We start from the raw sequence: 18,341 nt of genomic DNA on the forward strand, positions 1-18,341 counted from the left end.
TGGGCGTCCTGTGCGACCGCGAGCCCGATGGCCGGACCGAGCGTCGAGAGGACGACAGCGACAACGAGCACGGCACGAAGGCCGCTATGCATGCTGCACCTCAGCCATAACGCACCCCGACAGCGATGGCGAACACGAACGCCGCGATGAACAGGAACAGCTGGGCTCCAAGCGTGGCCACCGTCACGGGCCCGAGCACGGGAATGGTGACCGTGCCACCCAAGGCGAGAAAGCCGAGCCCGATCCCGAAGAGGTTGCTTGCAACGAGCGGTGCTTCCTCGAACAGGCCGAAGAGCTCGCCGGTGAGGATACCAGCTTGTGAGGCCGCCAGAAAGCCGATCGTGAGCGCTCCCAGGGTAGCTAGCCGGGCGCCTGTAAGGACGCTTTCAGCGAGGTTCGTGAGCCGGTCAACGAATTTCTCGCCGAATCGCTCGACAGTCGGCGCTCGTTTCGTCGCTGTGTAGATGTCGAGAGCCCACCACGTGGGGATGAGCGCGATAAGGACCCCGGCGATGACCCACGGCGTCGCCAACGGATTGTTGATGGCCGTCAGGATCTCCGGGCGATTGAGCATGAAGCCCAGCCAGACGGTGGCTGCAAGGACGAGGGCAGCCGTTACGTTCAGCCACCATGCGGCCCCGAGGATGAGCACACCTGCGAATCCGAATCGGAGGTAGCGGGTCGGCAGCTCGCCACCTTCGAGGATCCGATAGAGCGGCTGCGCCTCGCCGATCACGACGAACATGCCGAGGACAAGCGCGAGGAGCGTTCCAAGGGCGCCGAGCCGACGGCCGGTTTGCCCCGATATCGCCGAGGCTTTCGACGCTACAGCCGACCCCCGACCCTTCGCCACCTCCTGGGTGCCCCCGCGAAGCTTCATCAGAAACTGTTGGACCTTCCCGGGCGCACCGGTGTCCTGTTTCGGCCCGTTAGGCGCCATGCTGTCGCACCCCCTCCAGTCGGTACCAGTGGTCGTCCGACGCCGGCCGCCGACGGCTAGCGTCGTGTTGTACTCGATCGGCTGCGTGTGTGTCAGTCATTGGTTCATGATTGGCGCGTCTTCCGTTGCCGTCGCCGTCGGCGGATGAGGAAGATCGCAAACTGCGCGACGCCGAACGTGACGACGGCCGTCACGACCAGCATCTCTGCTTGATCGGTCGAGATCCACGACAGCGAGGGTGCGGCAAACCGGCCGAAGTAGAGGATCGGCGAGAACCACGTACCCGTGTCGAAGATGACGAAATGGCCGAGGCCAAACATCAGATGCCAGGCGCTTGCGGCCAAGCCCGTGACGGCACTTGCAAGGCCGACGACGAGCTTTTTCGATCGCTTTCTGGGGAGTGGTGGGCTACTCATGGCCGGACCTTTGGAAGTGAAAACGGGAGGAGGGCGATCGCAAGTCCCCCGAGCATGACAACCCCGATGGTGATGCCCGCCGCAGCTGCGACGACGAGGAGCGCCCCGGCCGGCCCCGGTGTTCGTGCGATGCCGTTGATGATAGTCGCTAGACTGCTCGCAATCGCGCCTCCGATGTGTGTCCCGATGTCGCCGACAATCCCACCGAGGAGCCGGGGTAGATCGCTCAGCGAGAGAATATCACAGGTCTCGCCTCTTGGATTCGTACAGATGAAGCGCGTTGCTGGGACGGGGAGGCCAACGAGATAGCGGCCAACGGCCAAGCCTTCAATGAGGATAGCGTACAGCGTGGCTCCAAGTACAGAGACAAGGATGCCTGTGACGAATCGGGCCGGGTGATTGCCGACTGCGATGAGGAGGTCGGACACTTCGCCAAGCTGGCTGACCCAATCCGGTGCGATTCGTTCCCAGAGCCGCTCGTCGGCGATCGGTTCGCCTGTCTCTGGATCGCGGACCGTGACGCCCGTCTCCGTCCCGCTTGGGAGCTCGGGCCCACCGCTACCTGACATACTGAATCACCAGGTTGACGATGAACCCGATCACGAGCGTCAGCGCAACGGCGACGACGAATCCGAAGGCGGGCTGTGTGACTGCGTGGGCAGTTGCTGTGAAGGCGCGCTGAGCGACCCCAACAAGGCCCGGTGTCGTGACTGGAAACGGCCCAGCCTCACCGATAAATGCCAGCCCAAACAGTCCGGCAACCCCGTCGAAATACCCGCCAACGAGCCGGCTGAGCTGTGTGGCTGTATCGCTGGCAAACTGCGTGATGACGAGCGCAAGCAGTGAGAGTGGGGTGAAAACGAACGCGGTCAGGACACCGAGTGGTCCACGGTTCGTAATCCCGCCGATCAGCCGCACGCTCGGGAGGACTGTTCCGTTCTCGATTGATGTCTTGAGCGCGGCAGTCGACCCGCCAGGCGACCACGACCATCCCCCTGTCACGAATGACACGGAGTCGTGGGCCGTCCCATCGCCTCCCTCGGGAGCTTGTAGTTCCTCATCAGAGGCCACAGTCGGTCCCTCCTCGGTTGCTGGCGCTATGTCCCCCCTGCAGCCGATGTCGGAGAGGGTGGCCTATCATTGTCACTGCTCGTCGTTATCGCTGAAGAAGAACCCGAGGACGGGCACATTCTGCCAGAATGGAAGATCCGAATCAGCGAGATCGAGCGCGTACGTCCACATGACACCGCCGACTAAGACGGCCCCAAGCGCGAGGACGAAGCCGATCGATTCGGTTGCTACCCACCCGGCGGTCCCTTCGGCCCCGGCGTTCACGATGAGCGCAGAGCCGAAGCCAAGCGAGCCAAGCAGCTCTGCGAGGCCGGTGGTGAATTCGGCGATCATGGTGCCGCCGCCTTCGGCTGCGGCTCGCACCGGAGCGATGATGAGGAAGGCGAATCCGGCCCCGATCGCTCCGAGATAGCGCTTGAGCCAGCCCGTTACCCCGCCAGTGACGGTAGCTTGGTTGTCGACCAGCTCGCCGGAGTCCGGAACGCCGGACATCTTACGCCTCTGCCCTGCTCTTGCGCTTTTCGTTGCCCCACAGGAGCCCGATGCCCGTGACGATGCCGACGATGCCGCCACCGACTCCGAGGAGCTTGCCCCAGAGGTTCCCGAAGAAGCCACCGCCGCCCTGCGTCTGGGCAGAGGCCTGCATGGCTTCGTAGTCCTGCTCTGTGAGCTGGAGCTGGTAGTGGACGGTGATTGTCTGGCCAGGCTGCAGCGAGTCCGAAAGCGTGTGCGTGTCGCCCTCGCCAGTGTATAGGCCAGTCTTGTCGGTCCATGCGTCAGCCGAGATGTTTCCGAAGGCCGTGTCGCCCGTGCCCATCGCGACCGCAACGGCCTGGTAGCGACCGGGGCCAAGCGTTTGCGTGTCGTTCAGCCGAAGCTGGGAGTGAGTCAGATCGTACTGATCCGGGACCGTGAATTGCACGTACACGTCGCCTTCGTACGCGTACGAGGGATTGTTCTCAGCCTCCGAAATGTTGACCAGTCGGTTGTCGTCGGGTTGAAGCTCGGCACGATACTCGACCGCAAATTCGAGGTTGTGAATGGTCGCGTCCTCGAACGTCGGGCCGAGCGTGTCCATGTCCGTGACCATCACCATGCCACGTGGCTCGGTGATCGTCTCGGTAACCCACTCTTCGTCTGCGGTTTGGACTTTCTGCTCGCCAAACTGCCATTCGGACATCCGCTCGACGTTCAGGCCAGCGATTTCGAGATCGAGATCGCCGTGCATCACCGACACTTCGATGCGCTCGAGATCATCGAACGTGCCGTCCGACCCAGAAACGGTTTGAGTCGTAAGGTTTCCGAGCGGTTCCTGCCACACGGCGGGGCCGGTTTCGGAGGCGGCGACATCGTGCGAGCTCGCGTTCAGCGAATCGTCGATAGTCGTCGCTTTGTAGTCGCCGTCAGCGTCGACAAACCGGATCTGGGCTGTCGTGCCCGCATCGAGCGTGTTGATACGGAAAGCGACTTGCGCGACTCGCTTTGCCTCATCCGACGTGATCGACGGCGTGTCGGTCGCGAAGATGACTTCATCATCGGCGGCCATCGACCCGTCCGTCTGGAACCGGACGGCCTGCACGTTCGGTGCCGTCTCCGAGTCGGCGACCATCCCGAGGCTTGCATTCGCGCCTGCAACGCTCCACACAGTCGCGTCGACCGCGCTCACGTTCGCGTCCGATGTCGGGAACACCCGGTAGTCACTGGCATTGATCGCGACGGGAGAGAACGTGAACCGGTTCGGATGCTCGTCGTCTGTCGGAATAACGGCCGAGAGGTTCGCTGTCGAGCCGTCATTCGCCTCGTATCTCGTTGGATCGTCGCCGATATCGTACGTCGCGAGCGTGAGCCCCGACCCGTGCGTCCCTTCGTTGATCTGCGGCGATGGCGTCGTACCGTTATCGAAGCTGACCGCGGCCGCGGCGACGCCAGAGGCAGCGAGGAGCGCCACCATGGCGAGCGCGAGTACCGTGCGACCCCGCATCATCGATACATCTCCGTGTCCAGTGTCGTGTCGTGCATTCGGGGGTTCGTGTCGTCGGTGGCTGCGGGGTCACGCTGCTCGCGTTCCCATATGGCGACCCAGGGGTTGCTCGTGCGCCCGGTTCGTCGGTCGCCGATATAGCCGAGATCGCCGTGGGCGCCTTGGCTGGAATCAGGATCTACACTCACCGAATCATCATGGTCTACACACCATGGTTTGCCCAGGTAATCTACTGACTAGAACGTTGACAGCTTCGTGTACGCTCGATACGGACCGCAGTACAGTAGCTATCTGTAGTATCGAAACGACGGGAGGCTTTTGCTAGTGCAGATGATACCTGTAGCTATGCCTCGCGACCTGTTCGACATACTCGCCGATGGCGGTGATCATCGAAACATCGTCGCGCTCAACGGTCAGGGGACGCCGGCGCTCTCGCTTGGTGTTGCGCTTGCCGATGAGCTCGACGCCGAGGTTGGTGACACTGTCGGCGTGCAAGTCGACCACGAAGAGCGGAAGCTCGAGGTGTTCTTCGGGCCGGAGCGGCCGGAGTAGGCGATTAAGGACATGACTGGGTCCCAAATATCGGGTCTCCTCGGCAAATACCGAGCCGGCTACACGCCGATTCCTTTCGCACTGTCGCTGCGGGCGTCTATATCCTTCATTCGACCTTGAGCTCGAATGTGGTCAGCCAAATCGGCGTACAGCGCGGCACAACTTTCGTCTGCAGTACGGTTTTCGGCCAGAGTCCCCAGGGTTTCGAAGTCACCGATCACGACTAATCGCTTGCGCGCGCGAGTGAGCGCTACGTTCAACCGCCGGGGGCCGACATCAGGAACGGTCAGGAAGCCACTGTTGTTTGCGGAGTTACTTCTGGTGAGTGAGAGAATGATTGCGTCACGTTGACTCCTTGGAATGCATCCACGGTTTCGACTGTGACATCGTAGACATCAGGAATGCCGGACCGCTGTAGTTGCCGACGGATCTCAGTCACTTGGCCGCTGTAAGCTGCAATGACCCCGATCTCGTTCATTGCTGCGCCTTCAATGGCAAGAAGGCGTACTTGATCGACTGCAGCCTTTGCTTCCGCGGTGTTCAGGTATGAGTGACCAGAGGCGGTCGACTGTTCTTCTCCCTTAATGTTCAAGCCGATGAGTGGAGCTAACGTTCCGACTGTCCACGTTCGATTCCTGTCGGCGGTTGTTAGTCGACCATCGTAGAACGCCTCGTTCGGGAATGCTGCGATGTACTCATGCATCCGGTATTGGGTCGTGAGCATCTTCGTGATTGTAGACCCATACCGGTCAACGAGGGCTTCAAATAGTGAAGGGCGAACCGGGTCGGTAAGTGGGTTGTCGCTCCCTGAAAACGGTGGGAGCTGTTTGTGATCCCCAGCGAGCACTAACTTTGTTGCTGCGTTGAACACGATGGCTGCGGATGCTCGACTCGCTTGGGTCGCCTCATCAATGATCCCGATGTCGAACATGTCGGTGTCGAATTCTGCGGCTCCACTGGTGGTCGCGGCGACAATATTTGATTTCTTCACTGACTGCCCCTGGTAGTCCCGAATAACCACCTCGTTCCGCGAATTCTCTCCTACTCGGGCGATTGTGAGTGGTGAATCCGGCTCGCGGGCCAGAGCATGGAGAGTCCCGGGTGCGGGCTCGTCGATGCTACTATCTCCAACGAGCAGGTTGTCAACCGCTTGGTTCGTATGCGCTGTAACGAGAACGCGGTTTCCTTCAGCGATTGCCTCCACAATGACGGCTGTGAGCGTGCGAGTCTTGCCCGTCCCCGGTGGTCCATGAATGAGCATGCAATCCCGGGCAGCCCGAGCCCAGAGGACTGCATCTGCCTGTGACTCGTTCAATTCGAAGGGTGACTCGTTGCTATGTGATACTGCTCGCTCGTAGTCAACCGGACGGTGCCCGCACAGGAGCGATCGCTTTCGCTTCTTGCGTTTAACCCTACTCAACGCCTTTAGTTGCCGGTCAAACGGGAGCGGATTGAGGAGCTCGTGAAGCCATACGTCGTTGTTAGTATTCGTGAGCGCGGTATCGACGGCAGAATCGGCTGGGATCGAGTCCGTTCGGGAGACAAGCCACACCTCTGAATCCCGCGCGTAGACTGCCTCCATATCCACGGGGCACTGATGGTGACTCTGCGGACTTGCTGCTAAGTAGTAACTCCCCGAGTAGATCCCCATCCCCTCGTCATGAATCTTCGATCTCTTGTCTTCCCAGGGATCGTCCTCAGAGCCTTCACCGGCTCCAGTATAGGTAAACTTGTAGGCACGCTGTTGTTTGTATGGTTCAGTGCCCATCGGAATGAGCGGGCCAATGACGGCATCTGCGTCAATTGCGGCCTCCAGGCCGAGCTCACTGAATATTTCCCGATTTGTTTGCTCGGCTGCAGCTCTGTCCTGTCGGACAAGCGTCTCCATCTCGGTGAACAGCTTCGCAGCGTCAGCGTTGCTTAGTGGATCTTTGGCAGGAATCTGTGTGGGGGGAAGGTCTTCTGGAGGAACCATCCCAAGCTCTTCTGCATGCTCTGGTAACCACCACTTCAATCGGGGGGCGAACGATGCGTTAGTGAGCTTGTGCGCCTGCACACGTCGGAGAGAGCCAAATTTGTTGTCTTGAAAGCCTACCTGATTGGTACTTGGCTTATATACGACAAAATCCGACGTGAGCTTTGGCCGTTTCGCGTGAAAGAGTGGTACAACATACATCGAATGTTTCCACTTGATTTGATAGAAGCTGACTGCGGCCTCGCAAGCCCGCCTGACGTCGATACGCTCGGACTGCTTTTGTCCTTCGTTATACTGGATAGATAGTAGATTGCTGCCTTTCCGTGACCAGTTGGTGAATATGTTTTGTCCCATCGTTTATATCGAAATTGTCCCAAATCGGTACTGGCAGCCACCTTGGCTTCCTCCGAGGTGTGAGAATGCGCTCCGTGCCGTCATTCAGTGAGTGTCCATCCCATTTCCGCTGCGGTGACACCATGCTCCCGCAGGAACCGACGCTGCCGGTCCGCTGGCCAACTGTCGCCATACTCTCGTGCGGAGCGCATTCGCTTGCCATCTGCCTCACCCATGTGCCGATTGTCCCGCCTGTTCCGGCCTTGTTGCTTCCCCGATTGTTTCGATTTGCCCGGTGGCTGCTTGCTTTGATTTGGGGAGTCAGCCTTCCCCTGCCTTTGTCTCCGATTACGTTCTACCCTTCGTTCGTGTTGGGCTCGGCGTTCACCCTTCGACAACGGGATTTCAATGTCGTCTTCCGGGTTGAAGCTCGCGCCATCTTGCCGATCATGATGCGTGCCCTGCGAGTCGCCGACAGTCCCCGGCATCGACTCCCCAATCCCGAAGCTTGGATACCGCTTTTTCCGATCACCCATGGCCGCCCGAAGCGAGATGACATCATAAGTATATCTGCCGTTACACGATTTTGTTGCCTCAAAAACACCTAGTTTAGCTAATCAATCTTGGCAAGTTGACGAATATGGGGCTACGCTTCCTCCTCTCGTGATCCCATACAGATGACGGACGACAGCTGGTGTTGACGACGCCACAGCCGCATCCGGCGAAGAGGTGACCAGCGACGACCCGGAAGGTACGATTTGTCCACTACGATTAGCGCGCCCTCGAACAGTAGCAGTCTATGAGTCAATTTCCCCCGTTCTTTCCCCATCAGCATCCATCTTGCTCAAGTGATCAGGACTGTTGCCCTCCCTGCCGTCTGGATTCTCCTTGGAATCAACCTGGTCGTTGAACGACGCTACCGTGACGATCCATCAGTGATGATCCGGTATATCTGAGGATTACGACTCTTCAGGATGACTATCGGTTGACTCGGCTAGCGGCTAAAACGGACTCGTGAGCCAGCTGTGGTCATCTGCTTGGGCTTCCACCTGTCGTCCGAACACATCGCGAAGGGGATAGGGGGTGCCATCGACCCAGAGATCGTACTCGTTGCCGCGATCGCTGCGGTGGATGTCTGCCTCGACGGCAAACTGGATGATCGGTGAGTCAGCGTGTTCGAGATCATCGCCCTTGCGATCCATCGTGCGCCGAAGCTCCGTGATGAAGTCCGGTCGCGTAAAAGCGGATTCAAGATTGACGACCGTCACCTGCGTGGGGAGATCATCGTCCTCGAGGAGCTCGACAAACGCATCCACAGGAAACTGCGTCGGAAACGTCTCATACTGCTCCCGTTCGACGATATTGTAGACGCCCGGGATCTGGCCGCGTTTCGGCATGATGATTGATTAGAATATCTGTGGGGGCTCGAATGAAGGTACCGGTGGCGAGTGGCGATGTGGGGACGGTGGGCGACTACTCTTTCGTGAATTCAGCGTCGACGATGATACTGTGGGCGTCGTCACTGAGCCCTTCGAAAAACGCTGTCAGCTCGGCCGCGGGTTGGTTCGCCTCAAGTGCGAGCTCGATCGTCGTATGTTCCACCGTGGCCGTGTCCTGGAGCTCGGCCGGCAGGCCCCCATCCTCGGGGAGGGTGAATTCGATCGTCGCGTGGTTGACCGATCCCTCGTCCTGTTCTCGGTTCCACTTGTCGCGGAGATCGGCCGCCGAGCCCCCGTTGTAGTGGAATTCCCAGATGAGCTCCTCGTCGGACTTGGGCGTGCTAAACGGATAACCGGGCATCCACTGGCCGGGATCCGTCGACCCGTTGTTCGCGATGACATACGCCGGGTCGCTGTCGGTCCCGAGATGCTGTAGCAGATACGTCTTGATCGCAGCCTCGGGAGCGGAGCTGCCAAAACGGGTGTGCAAGTCGTCGATGGTGAAATTGGTGTCCGAGTCAAGCGAGCCGATGTAATCGTCGATCTCGGCTGCGATCGCGCCGGAAACACTCGGCACGATCGTCATCTCGAACACATCCCGATCGCCGAGGGAGTCGACATAGCCGTTCTCCGTGCGGAGGAGATGCTGCTCGCTGAGGAGCGTCATCACGGCCTCCGTGACTGCTTGCTCTGTGTCCTCGGCGGGGAGATACACGCTCGTGTCGCCACGGATCGCTCGAAGAACGGCCTCTACTGACGCTTCCCCAGTGTCGTCGATCGCCTCACGCAGCCGCTCGGCCACTGCCGACGGGCCGATCTGTGTGGCACGCGAGACATCCCGAACGGTACCGTCCAGCTGGGGTTCATCGAGGAGCTCTGCCCCCCTGGCGATCACGTAGCCGTCGTCGTTCGTCAGCCGGCCGATCGCCATGAACAACAGATCCTTTTCGTCGCCCTCGATCCGGACTTGGGTCTTCGAGGTGAGTGTGTTGTAGTAGTCGCCGATCGCGAGCTCCGTTGTCCCGGCGGAAAACTGCCCGCGGATGTCATCGATCACATCGTCGATCTCCCAGACATCGATGTCGGCCTCAAGCACGAGCTTCGTCTGGGGCGTCAGCTGATCGAGATCGGTGCTAAAGCCGTCTGTCGGCGTGTGGAGCAAAATGGGCTTGTCAACGAGGCCGCCGTTCTTCGCGGCATCGAGGACATCGCCAGTGCCGCCGGGGATCGGGAGCGCTGGCTTGGTGAGGAACTCCTCGTAGATAGCCTGGATTGTCGTCTCGCCCTTGCGTTCAAGCAGATCTTCTGCGATCGGCCAGATGTGTGACTCGAGATCGAACGGGTCGGCCGCGGCCTCGTCGATGAGCGTCTTGGCGCTGTACTCGTCCTTATCCTCGTCAAGAACAAACACGTCCAGCTGCATCGGCGTCGCCATCTCGAATTCATTCAGCAAGTCATCGCCATCGATGACGTCTCCGTACGCGAGCCGAAGCTCCTTGCGGAGCTCCTGCTCTTCTTGCTCTTTCATGTTCTTGATCCGGGCTCGGATCCCATCATCGAGGCCCTGGTCGGCGAGCACCTGGCGAGCACCCTCAACGTAGCGCGCCTTGTCGATGTAGCGGGTGCCCGATTCGATCGCATCGCCTTCGTTCGGTTGGACGAAGATGAACGTGTTACGCCAGGAACGCCCACGGCCGTCGTTTGTGATAACCGCACGGACGCGTTCCGGCGTCCACTCCTCACTGTGGATAATCACCTTCACCTGGTTGGTGTCGGGAATCTTCGAGAGCTCATCCGGGCGGAAGCCGACGGTGTAGGAATGCGGCCCGAAGAGCTCGCTGACCATATCCGCGATTTCGCCTTTGGCGGCCCGTTCGGAGACATCGCTGGCTGCATTGCGAATCAGCGCGTTCGGGTTCCGCTTATCACGAATCGCATACTTGCCGTTCAGCTTGTGGAGGTGCCAGGCGACACCGTGGATCTGCTCAAGCTGGATGTAGATATCCGAGATCCGGTTGTTCGTCTGGTAGGTCCCCATGACGATCTCGGACACGTCCGCGCCCTCACCCTGGCTGTCGTTGAGCGAGTAGAGGAGGATCGTGTTCAGGATCCGCCGGCCGAAGTCGATACTCGCATCCAGCCGCTTGATATCGTTGACACAGGCGGTCGGGCGGGCGAAGTCGATTTTGATGAGCTCGTCTTCGAACTGCTCGGCGTCGATATCGCCGTGAGTGATGAGATCCGTCTGGTCCTGCAGCTCCAAGAGCAGCGTCGAGAACAGATAGATCATCCCGCGAGTGTTTTGGTTCTCATCGCCGGCATAGTACCGCGACTCGAGCGTCTCGATGAGCGCCGGATGGAACGGGTACAGCTCCAGCATCTCGTCGCGCGTGACGGCCTCATCGTCGACGTAATCCGAGCGGTGGTACGCCTCGAGATAGCCGTCGATGATGTCGCTCGCGGGCCCTTCCTCGACCCCGTCGATCAAGCGGTGGAGGAGGACATCTTCCTTGCTCACCTTACTGTCCATGTTCACCTGGACTGCATCCTCCCGATTGAGGATATCATGGACTTTGGAGCCGCGGCGAAGCACCGAGGCAATGGTGAACAGATCGAGCGACTCGATCGCTGTCGCCTCCATGAGGGCCTGGAGGAACCCCCGGTTTGCGGACTCTAGGTCTTTGTCCAGGGTGTCAAACCAGTCTTCGAGCTCGTCGATGATGAACGCGACCGTCCGATCGCCAACGGCCTCCTGGATGGTCTTGATGTCCGGGTAGCCGCCGGTATCGAAGTCACCGGGGTCGGCATCGAGGCCTTCGAAGAATGGCTCCCACAGGTAGTCATAGTCGTTGTTCTCGTACTGCATCGCGACGGTGATCGCCGTCGCATCCTCGGGGAGCGCCGCCTGGAGCCCGTCGACGTTTCCTTTATCGGCGGCCCACTCGCCGGCGACGCGTGGTGCGGCAAAGCAGTGATACAGCGCCACCATCTGGTGGGACTTCCCCGAACCGTACGGCCCGTAGAGTACGTGCGCCTTTCGCGGGTCATCGCCGTTGAGTGAATCACGAAGGATCGAGAGCGTCTCCTGTAGACCCTGGGTCGTGACCGTCCGCTTGAAGAAGGTATCCGCATCCGCCTCAAATTCGTCCTCGTCGTCGATATTATAGAGTTTGACCTGGCCATCAATGCGGCCCTCCTCCCGGAGCTCCTCGCTGAGTGTGACAGTGTCAGCGAGGGTTTGCGTCAGCGAATCCGCGTTTGCCATGTAATTGTGTGAACCCGGGCGGGTGCTCGGATAAACATGGCGGTCAGCTGGTGCATGAAACGATCCCTCTGGCGATTAGCTCACAGATCAGTGGTGTCTCGCTCTGCAAGCAACCGCCGGTATGTTTCGTCGCCAGTGGCATCTGCCAGGCGACTGGCGAGCGCTTGGAGGCCCTCATCGTCGCGCCACGCATCGAGCTGGGGCTGGAGTGACTCGCCACGCTCGAAGCGCCGCCGTAGGAACTGCAGCTTCACGAGCGGGGTCACGTTCGTCTCGTTCGCGACACAGTGGTCGACATAGCGGATGCGGGCGGGCGCATCCCACGTACCGAGCTGGGGGCCCTCAGGTGACTCGATGATGAGGCGACGCTGTTGGAGCGTGTCCATGTCGACGTTTGTCCCCCGGATGCTGTCATGAACGGCGGCGATGTCGTCGGGCATGTCGTCGAGTAGATCGAGGAAGATGTCCGTTGCGGTGAGCTCACCGGCGTCTTCGATCAGCGTAAACATGGCCTCGACAACTGCCCTGGCATCCATAGGCTCGCCGTCCTGTTCGATCCGGCCTGCATGCTCGCTGTAGCGGCGCAGACACGCACCAAGTTCTAGGACGCCCCGCTCACCCTGGGAGAGTGAGCGTTCGCGCTCGAGCGTTTCTCGAAGCTCGCCGACGTCTCGATGCATCTCGCGACGAAGGGCTCGCCAGCTGGTCGGGGTCGGTTGCTCGACTCTCGGGACAGCAACGACAAGCACATCGAATTCAGCATCACTCGCGTCCGTGAAGCTCGGCACGTTCACCGACAGGGGGTACAGCTGCTCGATCGTGAACCCCGCATCACAGACGGTGTCAACCAGTGTACCCCACGCTGCCGCGTCGGTGTAGCGATACGTGAAGGCGAGGAGGCCATCATCGGCGAGCTGGCGCTCCATCGTCGCGAAGGCCTCGGCGAGATCGGCTTCAAAGTCGGATGCGCATTGCTCTGTGAACGGATTCTCGACGATGCTACCCGTGCGTGGGGTCAGCGCCGGCGCAAACGCCTCGTAGCGATCGCCCAGGAGCTGCCGTTGCCAGACGTAGAAGTAGTCGGCGAGATCCGCATACAGGAGCTGGTCGTAGTAAGGCGGGTCCGTGATGATCAGATCCACCGGTTCCGAGAGCTCGACATCTCGCATATCGGCTTGGTGGAGCTCACTATCGGTCTTGATGGGCGTGGTGAACCTCGCGGTTGCAGTATCGCCCTCTGGTGTCAGGTACCGATCCGTGGGGGCATGCGCGTACTCGATGCCATCGCGAACCATCTGGACCGATTTTCGGAACGTGCCCATCCCGTAATCAGTCCCCCACGGATTGGCCTCGGCTGGACGAGTGACGGGGTCGAACGTGTTCGTCTGGAACAGATCGTTGATGTGGTTCTTAGAGGCCTGGTAGCCGACGAGCATCGTGTTGAATCGGAGCATATCAGAAAAGGCGAGCAAGAGATACTCCTGGATGAGCGGCTCCTCGACGTCGTCGATCGCGCGAAGCAGCGTGGCAAGCGCGAGGAGCTGCCGGTCGTTGTAGCAGTCCGTCCACGCTGTGTACCCGTGTTGGAACAGATCGTTGCCGGAGATCGATGATGCGGCCGTGATCGCTCCTTCGGGAATCGGGTCATCTGGTACATACTCACGAAGCTCATCGCTGGCGGCCCACTCGTCGGCGGCTGTCTCGTAGCGCTCGCGATCGGCGTCTGAGGCGGCCTTGTACCCTTTCGCGGGGGAGTCGCGATCGCCATCACACGTCGGACAGTAGTACTCGATCGCGTAGAGACGCTGGCTGTAGCCGCCCTGCTCGGCGACCGCATCGGTCACGGGGTACCGTTGGCCGCAGTGACGGCAGGCGTACTCGCCGCCTCCAACGGTCCCCGCCGACGGGTCGAACGTCGTCTCACAGTCCGTGCAGGTGGTTTCGGCCTCCCAGTCATCAGTGTAGACAAGCGCCTCACAGTCCGGGCAGTGGACCAGATACTCGCCCTTGTGGTCGTACCGACCGTTCGCGACGCGGCGATCCGAAAAGGGGGACTGTGTCACCACACGAGACACAGTCTAACTCTTTCACCCACAGCGCATGCATGACATCAGCCGTGTGGTCGTCACTGGCGTGGGGGCAGGGTGTCTGATAATGGTTGGTCAGCTCCTCGGCCACCTCGGCTGTGACCGACTCGAAGGCCGCATCGAACGCGTCGAGCTCGACGCTGCTTGCGCCCAATTGCGTCTTCGTGACAAACCACGCGACGGGATTGAGATCGGTGCCGATCACATCCGCGCCAAAGCGTGCGGCTTCGGTGAGGAACGTGCCACCGCCCATGAATGGGTCGTAGACGCGGACATCGTCGATCGTGATGTCGCTGGTGTACCAGGGCCACAGGGCGTCGGGATCAGTCGCAGAGACGGCATCGATCGCGCCGGCCAGCGCCGACTCATCGGGGCCGTCAAGCGTTATCTGCCTCCCCTCGCCGTGGATTGTGGTCGCGTCCGCATCGGTGATGAGTCCGTACAGGGAGATCGCCCGTCCGACACTGCCGAGGCGGCGGGCCCACCATTTGTGCATCGTGTAGATCGGCCGGTAGTGGCGCTTTGCGCGTCGCTCCCGCTCAGCTATCGCAGAGATACGCTCGATGGGAAAGCCGCGTTCGAGCGGTCGCCGGCCAGACGCAGAATCATCGGGGGGCGACATAGGTGATATCCGCATGTGGACGCTATCCCGTTAAACTGTACCGGGCTTTGACGCCCGGCCCGAGACGAATCGTTATGTCGGTTGGCTAACTCACGCTTGGTATGCCAGAGTCGGGCGCGGGCGATGACTCACGATTCGTGACGGTCGAGCGGACCGACCATATCGCGGAGTCGCTCACCGAATCCGAAGAGGGAGCGTCATCGGACGGTGTCCTCGCCGCGTTTGCCCGGAGGGTCGCGGCCGGTGAGTCGGACACGGCGCTCCAAGCGCTCGACCAGCTCGATCGGACAGATGTCAAGCTCCTCGAACACCAGGTGAATGCGGCATATCGAGCGCTGTTTGAGATGAACGGCACTGCCTTGCTAGCCGATGAGGTTGGCCTGGGGAAGACGATCGAAGTCGGGATGATCCTCAAAGAGATGCACCACCGGGACACCTCCGGATCGGTGTTGATCCTGACCCCCGCACAGCTGGCCAAGCAATGGCAAGGTGAGCTGTCGGAGAAATTTGGACTCGAGTATGTCTGCAATTACGACGATGAGTTTGTGGACTTCGCCACCCATGATCACGTGATCGCGTCGATCGACACGGCGAAAAGCGATCGCCACCGAGAGACCGTGCTTGCGCGCGACTGGGACGTCCTTGTGTTGGATGAGGCCCACTACGTGAAAAACGAGGAGACGGAGCGGTACTCACTGATCGACCAGCTGCGCTATCGGTATGCGTTTTTCCTCACGGCGACACCGATCCAAAACGAGCTGACGGATCTGTACAATATCATCTCGTTGCTGCGCCCGGGGCTGTTCGGCACACGAGACGTCTTCCACAACTACTTCGTCGACACGAATGACACGCTGGTCAACACTGAGGAGCTTCAGCGACGGCTCGGGCAGGTGATGATCCGAAACCGTCGCGCGGAGACAGATATCGACTTCACCGATCGCCATATCGACACGCGTACGTTTCCGCCGACCCCGGCCGAGCGCGAACTATACGAGCTTGTAACGGAGTACGTGACGGGTGCGTATAGCCAGGATCAGGGGCAGAAGCTCGTGTTGATGCTCCTCCAGAAGGAGGTGGTTAGCAGTCCGGCGGCGCTTCGTGGAACTATTCAAAAGCAGCTCCATGACCAGGAGCATCTCGACTCACGTGACGATCTCCGGTCGATTCTGGATGCGATCGATGCGATCGAGACAAACACGAAACAACAGCGCCTCACCGATATCATCGACCAGGCCCGTGAGACGGTCGACAAGGGGCGTGTGATCGTCTTTACCCAATTCCGGGCCACGCAGGCCACACTGCTTGCGGGGCTCGCAGACGCTGGCTACACCACACACGCGTTCCACGGTGGCCATTCAAGCGCGGAAAAGGAGACGATCGTCGCGGATTTCGAGCGCGAGGGTGGCATTCTCGTCTCGACGGACGCCATGAACGAGGGCCGAAACCTCCAGTTTTGCAATATTATGGTGAACTACGATCTGCCGTGGAACCCGATGAAGGTCGAACAGCGAATTGGGCGAATTCATCGGATCGGCCAGGATCGCGACGTCTACGTGTTCAATATGGCGCTTGAAGGGACGATCGAAGAGTACGTACTTGAGCGACTGTACAGCAAGATCGATCTGTTCCAACAGACGGTGGGCGAGCTCAGTACGATCCTTTCGGGGCTTGAGCAATCCGGCCAGAGCTTCGAGGACGCAATCTTCGAGCGGCTCCTCGATGCTGGGTCGCAGATCGAATTAGAGAACGACTTCGACGCAATGGCCGTCGATCTGAGCGAACAACAGGAGCTTGCCTCGAAAATGGCCGAATTCAACGATGGCGTGTTTGCGGGGTTCGATCTGGGTGCGGATCGTGATATGCCGGCGGGTGGGGTAGCAGGGGCTCAAACACGGTTGGGTGATCACGAGTGAGTCCACGACAAGCGACTGTCGATGGAGACCGCGCGCTTGAGCGCTCGCCCACGCATGTGAAGCAGGTATTGCGTGCGGTGTGTGTGGGCGCCGATGTCGAGCTTGTCGAGGGGAGCCTACATGGACGGTTCGCGGGGCTGGTGAGTCGCTGCCGGCGCCACTCGCAGAGCGGCTTGCTGCCGCTACGGGCGAGATCGAGCTGTGGCTAACGCCAGGAGAGGAGGAACCTACAGGGCCGAACCAATACGACTGCACACCCGAATCGACCCTTGCAGGGGCGCTGTTAGACTCGGTTGGCGCTGGGCCGCCGTGTGCGATACCGCTCTCTGAATCAGTGCTCGATGAGCCAGTGCCTGAGTGGATCGACGCCTCCTCGCTGTCGGTAGTGGATCGGAAGTTTTCACCGTACTTCACGAAACAGGGCGTCTGGTGTCTGGTCGAAGTGTCGATCGAGACGGTCAGTGAATTCGAGCGGGACTTCCTGGTGAGTGTTGGAGTGGATGCTGACACAGGGGAGCCGTTGCCGTTGCTGGCCGAGGTGGGGGATGTGGTCACACAGTCGCCCGCACATCCGGGCGTAACCGAATCGGAGCCGACAACTGTTGATGCGGAGGTGTTTGCAGCCGCTCACGAGCGGGCGCATGCAGTGACTGAAGCAACGGTTGACGAGATCCAAGAGCAAGCCGGGAACGCTGCAGGTGTTGAATTCGAGGAGTATCTGGAGGTGCAAGCAGAGCGACTCGAGACGCTTCGCAAGGAACGCGAACGGCTTGACGAAGAGCTTGCCTCAATTCGATCGGCACTAGAGGCGGCAACAGAGCGAGCCGAGCGGTTAGAGCTGTTGGACGATCAGGAAACTCGCCAGGAGGAGCGTTCCGATGTGGTTGCAGAGCTAACTGAACTCGAGGAGGCTCGACGAGATGGATTCCCGGCGTATCAACAGAAAATCCGGAACCGGCACCGAATCAACGCCGAGTATACGATCGTCGCGTCGCTCGTGATCCCGTACCAGAAGGGCGATCTCGAGCTGACGGTGACCGATGGGGCGGAAACGTGTGTAGTTTCGCAGATCTACGGACACGAGGCAGCGTTCTTCGAGGCACCGTCGTGTGGGCGGTGTGGAGAGACCCTTGGTGCGGGTGGGGCGAGGATCGTTGAGGGGGAGCTGCGCGGGCTGGATTGTGGGTGTTAGGGGCATTCGTTCGTAGTGGCTACGAACACGATGGTGCTTGTCACACCTGTACAGGTGCATCTATACCACTCAGACACAGAAACCGGTGCGGCAACCGGCTTCGAACTTCAACCGATCTCGGCGCGTCTGTAACGCCGCTCGCGCGCTTCCAGAGCATCGCTCCGGGGTGGCTTCAACCCCACCACGGTGCGTCTGTAACGCGCTCACAGCCCGGCCACCTCCGGGTTCAGTACGACGCTTCAACCCCACTACGGTGCGTCTGTAACGTGCCGGCCACCCGCGCGAAAGTCACACCTACGAGCTTCAACCCCACTACGGTGCGTCTGTAACTGGGCCGCGTCGGCGGATTTGACGTGTTCGGATTATCGCTTCAACCCCACTACGGTGCGTCTGTAACGTCGGACTCGGCCGCTTCGTGGAGGCCGACGATGCGCTTCAACCCCACTACGGTGCGTCTGTAACCTCCTCGTGGTGCAGGATGACCGCCACCGCGAGCGGGAGCTTCAACCCCACTACGGTGCGTCTGTAACGTCGCCCGGCCCGGCCTGAACC

General features: G+C 60.2%; 13 protein-coding genes, 1 pseudogene and 1 CRISPR repeat array (1 of these 15 cut by a window edge). Of the genes and pseudogenes, 3 read left to right on the forward strand and 11 right to left on the reverse strand.

Features of this window, described 5'->3' with window-relative positions:
- Nucleotides 1-100 precede the first annotated feature (100 nt).
- The 6 genes from P2T37_RS14895 to P2T37_RS14920 form a co-directional block, all read right to left on the reverse strand.
- A complete protein-coding gene (locus P2T37_RS14895) occupies nt 101-880 on the reverse strand; it encodes a hypothetical protein (protein WP_276236261.1) in 780 nt (259 codons plus the stop codon).
- Nucleotides 881-1,044: 164 nt separating this feature from the next.
- Nucleotides 1,045-1,356 (reverse strand): hypothetical protein, encoded by a 312-nt coding sequence (locus tag P2T37_RS14900; protein WP_276236262.1) that lies wholly within the window; start codon nt 1,354-1,356, stop codon nt 1,045-1,047.
- A complete protein-coding gene (locus P2T37_RS14905) occupies nt 1,353-1,925 on the reverse strand; it encodes a hypothetical protein (protein ID WP_276236263.1) in 573 nt (190 codons plus the stop codon). Before P2T37_RS14905 ends, P2T37_RS14900 begins: the two co-directional genes overlap by 4 nt.
- Complete coding sequence (locus P2T37_RS14910; protein ID WP_276236264.1) at nt 1,915-2,427, reverse strand: hypothetical protein; 513 nt, start codon at nt 2,425-2,427, stop codon at nt 1,915-1,917. The genes P2T37_RS14905 and P2T37_RS14910 overlap by 11 nt, the downstream gene beginning before the upstream one ends.
- Nucleotides 2,428-2,499: 72 nt before the next feature.
- Nucleotides 2,500-2,919, reverse strand: coding sequence for a hypothetical protein (locus tag P2T37_RS14915; RefSeq protein ID WP_276236265.1), 420 nt, complete (start codon nt 2,917-2,919; stop codon nt 2,500-2,502).
- Between the two features lies 1 nt (nt 2,920).
- Nucleotides 2,921-4,378, reverse strand: coding sequence for a hypothetical protein (locus P2T37_RS14920; protein WP_276236266.1), 1,458 nt, complete (start codon nt 4,376-4,378; stop codon nt 2,921-2,923).
- A 375-nt stretch (nt 4,379-4,753) separates the two neighbouring features.
- On the opposite strand from P2T37_RS14920, the gene P2T37_RS14925 reads away from it, so the two are divergent.
- Nucleotides 4,754-4,960, forward strand: a complete 207-nt coding sequence (locus P2T37_RS14925; RefSeq protein ID WP_276236267.1) for a hypothetical protein — start codon at nt 4,754-4,756, stop codon at nt 4,958-4,960.
- Nucleotides 4,961-5,019: 59 nt separating this feature from the next.
- Here P2T37_RS14925 and P2T37_RS14930 read toward each other — a convergent pair.
- The 5 genes and pseudogenes from P2T37_RS14930 to P2T37_RS14950 all read right to left on the reverse strand — a co-directional run bounded on the left by P2T37_RS14930 (nt 5,020) and on the right by P2T37_RS14950 (nt 14,681).
- Nucleotides 5,020-7,289: pseudogene (locus tag P2T37_RS14930) on the reverse strand (AAA domain-containing protein).
- A 980-nt stretch (nt 7,290-8,269) separates the two neighbouring features.
- A complete protein-coding gene (locus P2T37_RS14935) occupies nt 8,270-8,665 on the reverse strand; it encodes a DUF8076 family protein (RefSeq protein WP_276236287.1) in 396 nt (131 codons plus the stop codon).
- Between the two features lie 76 nt (nt 8,666-8,741).
- A complete protein-coding gene (locus P2T37_RS14940) occupies nt 8,742-11,972 on the reverse strand; it encodes a DUF499 domain-containing protein (RefSeq protein WP_276236288.1) in 3,231 nt (1,076 codons plus the stop codon).
- A gap of 80 nt (nt 11,973-12,052) precedes the next feature.
- Nucleotides 12,053-14,035, reverse strand: a complete 1,983-nt coding sequence (locus P2T37_RS14945; RefSeq protein WP_276236289.1) for a DNA methyltransferase — start codon at nt 14,033-14,035, stop codon at nt 12,053-12,055.
- Nucleotides 13,947-14,681 (reverse strand): DUF1156 domain-containing protein, encoded by a 735-nt coding sequence (locus P2T37_RS14950; protein WP_276236290.1) that lies wholly within the window; start codon nt 14,679-14,681, stop codon nt 13,947-13,949. The genes P2T37_RS14945 and P2T37_RS14950 overlap by 89 nt, the downstream gene beginning before the upstream one ends.
- A 101-nt stretch (nt 14,682-14,782) precedes the next feature.
- On the opposite strand from P2T37_RS14950, the gene P2T37_RS14955 reads away from it, so the two are divergent.
- Together P2T37_RS14955 and P2T37_RS14960 are read left to right on the forward strand one after the other, a co-directional pair.
- On the forward strand, nt 14,783-16,597 hold the full coding sequence (locus P2T37_RS14955; protein WP_276236271.1) for a DEAD/DEAH box helicase: 1,815 nt from the start codon (nt 14,783-14,785) through the stop codon (nt 16,595-16,597).
- 349 nt (nt 16,598-16,946) lie between these two features.
- The gene (locus tag P2T37_RS14960; RefSeq protein WP_276236291.1) at nt 16,947-17,789 is read left to right on the forward strand and encodes a hypothetical protein; all 843 of its coding nucleotides are present in this window, start codon (nt 16,947-16,949) and stop codon (nt 17,787-17,789) included.
- A 169-nt stretch (nt 17,790-17,958) separates the two neighbouring features.
- A CRISPR array of direct repeats spans nt 17,959-18,341; the repeat unit is 30 nt; unit sequence GCTTCAACCCCACTACGGTGCGTCTGTAAC; it runs 1,029 nt beyond the window's last position.

This window comes from Halosegnis marinus, from assembly GCF_029338355.1.
In the GTDB taxonomy this organism is placed as follows: domain Archaea; phylum Halobacteriota; class Halobacteria; order Halobacteriales; family Haloarculaceae; genus Halosegnis; species Halosegnis marinus.

Excerpts from the sequence above, each read along its gene's own strand:
- P2T37_RS14895 (WP_276236261.1), bottom strand. The coding sequence starts at position 880 with ATGAAGCTTCGCGGGGGCACCCAGGAGGTGGCGAAGGGTCGGGGGTCG.
- P2T37_RS14900 (WP_276236262.1), bottom strand. The coding sequence starts at position 1,356 with ATGAGTAGCCCACCACTCCCCAGAAAGCGATCGAAAAAGCTCGTCGTC.
- P2T37_RS14905 (WP_276236263.1), bottom strand. The coding sequence starts at position 1,925 with ATGTCAGGTAGCGGTGGGCCCGAGCTCCCAAGCGGGACGGAGACGGGC.
- P2T37_RS14915 (WP_276236265.1), bottom strand. The coding sequence starts at position 2,919 with ATGTCCGGCGTTCCGGACTCCGGCGAGCTGGTCGACAACCAAGCTACC.
- P2T37_RS14920 (WP_276236266.1), bottom strand. The coding sequence starts at position 4,378 with ATGGTGGCGCTCCTCGCTGCCTCTGGCGTCGCCGCGGCCGCGGTCAGC.
- P2T37_RS14925 (WP_276236267.1), top strand. The coding sequence starts at position 4,754 with ATGCCTCGCGACCTGTTCGACATACTCGCCGATGGCGGTGATCATCGA.
- P2T37_RS14935 (WP_276236287.1), bottom strand. The coding sequence starts at position 8,665 with ATGCCGAAACGCGGCCAGATCCCGGGCGTCTACAATATCGTCGAACGG.
- P2T37_RS14940 (WP_276236288.1), bottom strand. The coding sequence starts at position 11,972 with ATGGCAAACGCGGATTCGCTGACGCAAACCCTCGCTGACACTGTCACA.
- P2T37_RS14950 (WP_276236290.1), bottom strand. The coding sequence starts at position 14,681 with ATGTCGCCCCCCGATGATTCTGCGTCTGGCCGGCGACCGCTCGAACGC.
- P2T37_RS14955 (WP_276236271.1), top strand. The coding sequence starts at position 14,783 with ATGCCAGAGTCGGGCGCGGGCGATGACTCACGATTCGTGACGGTCGAG.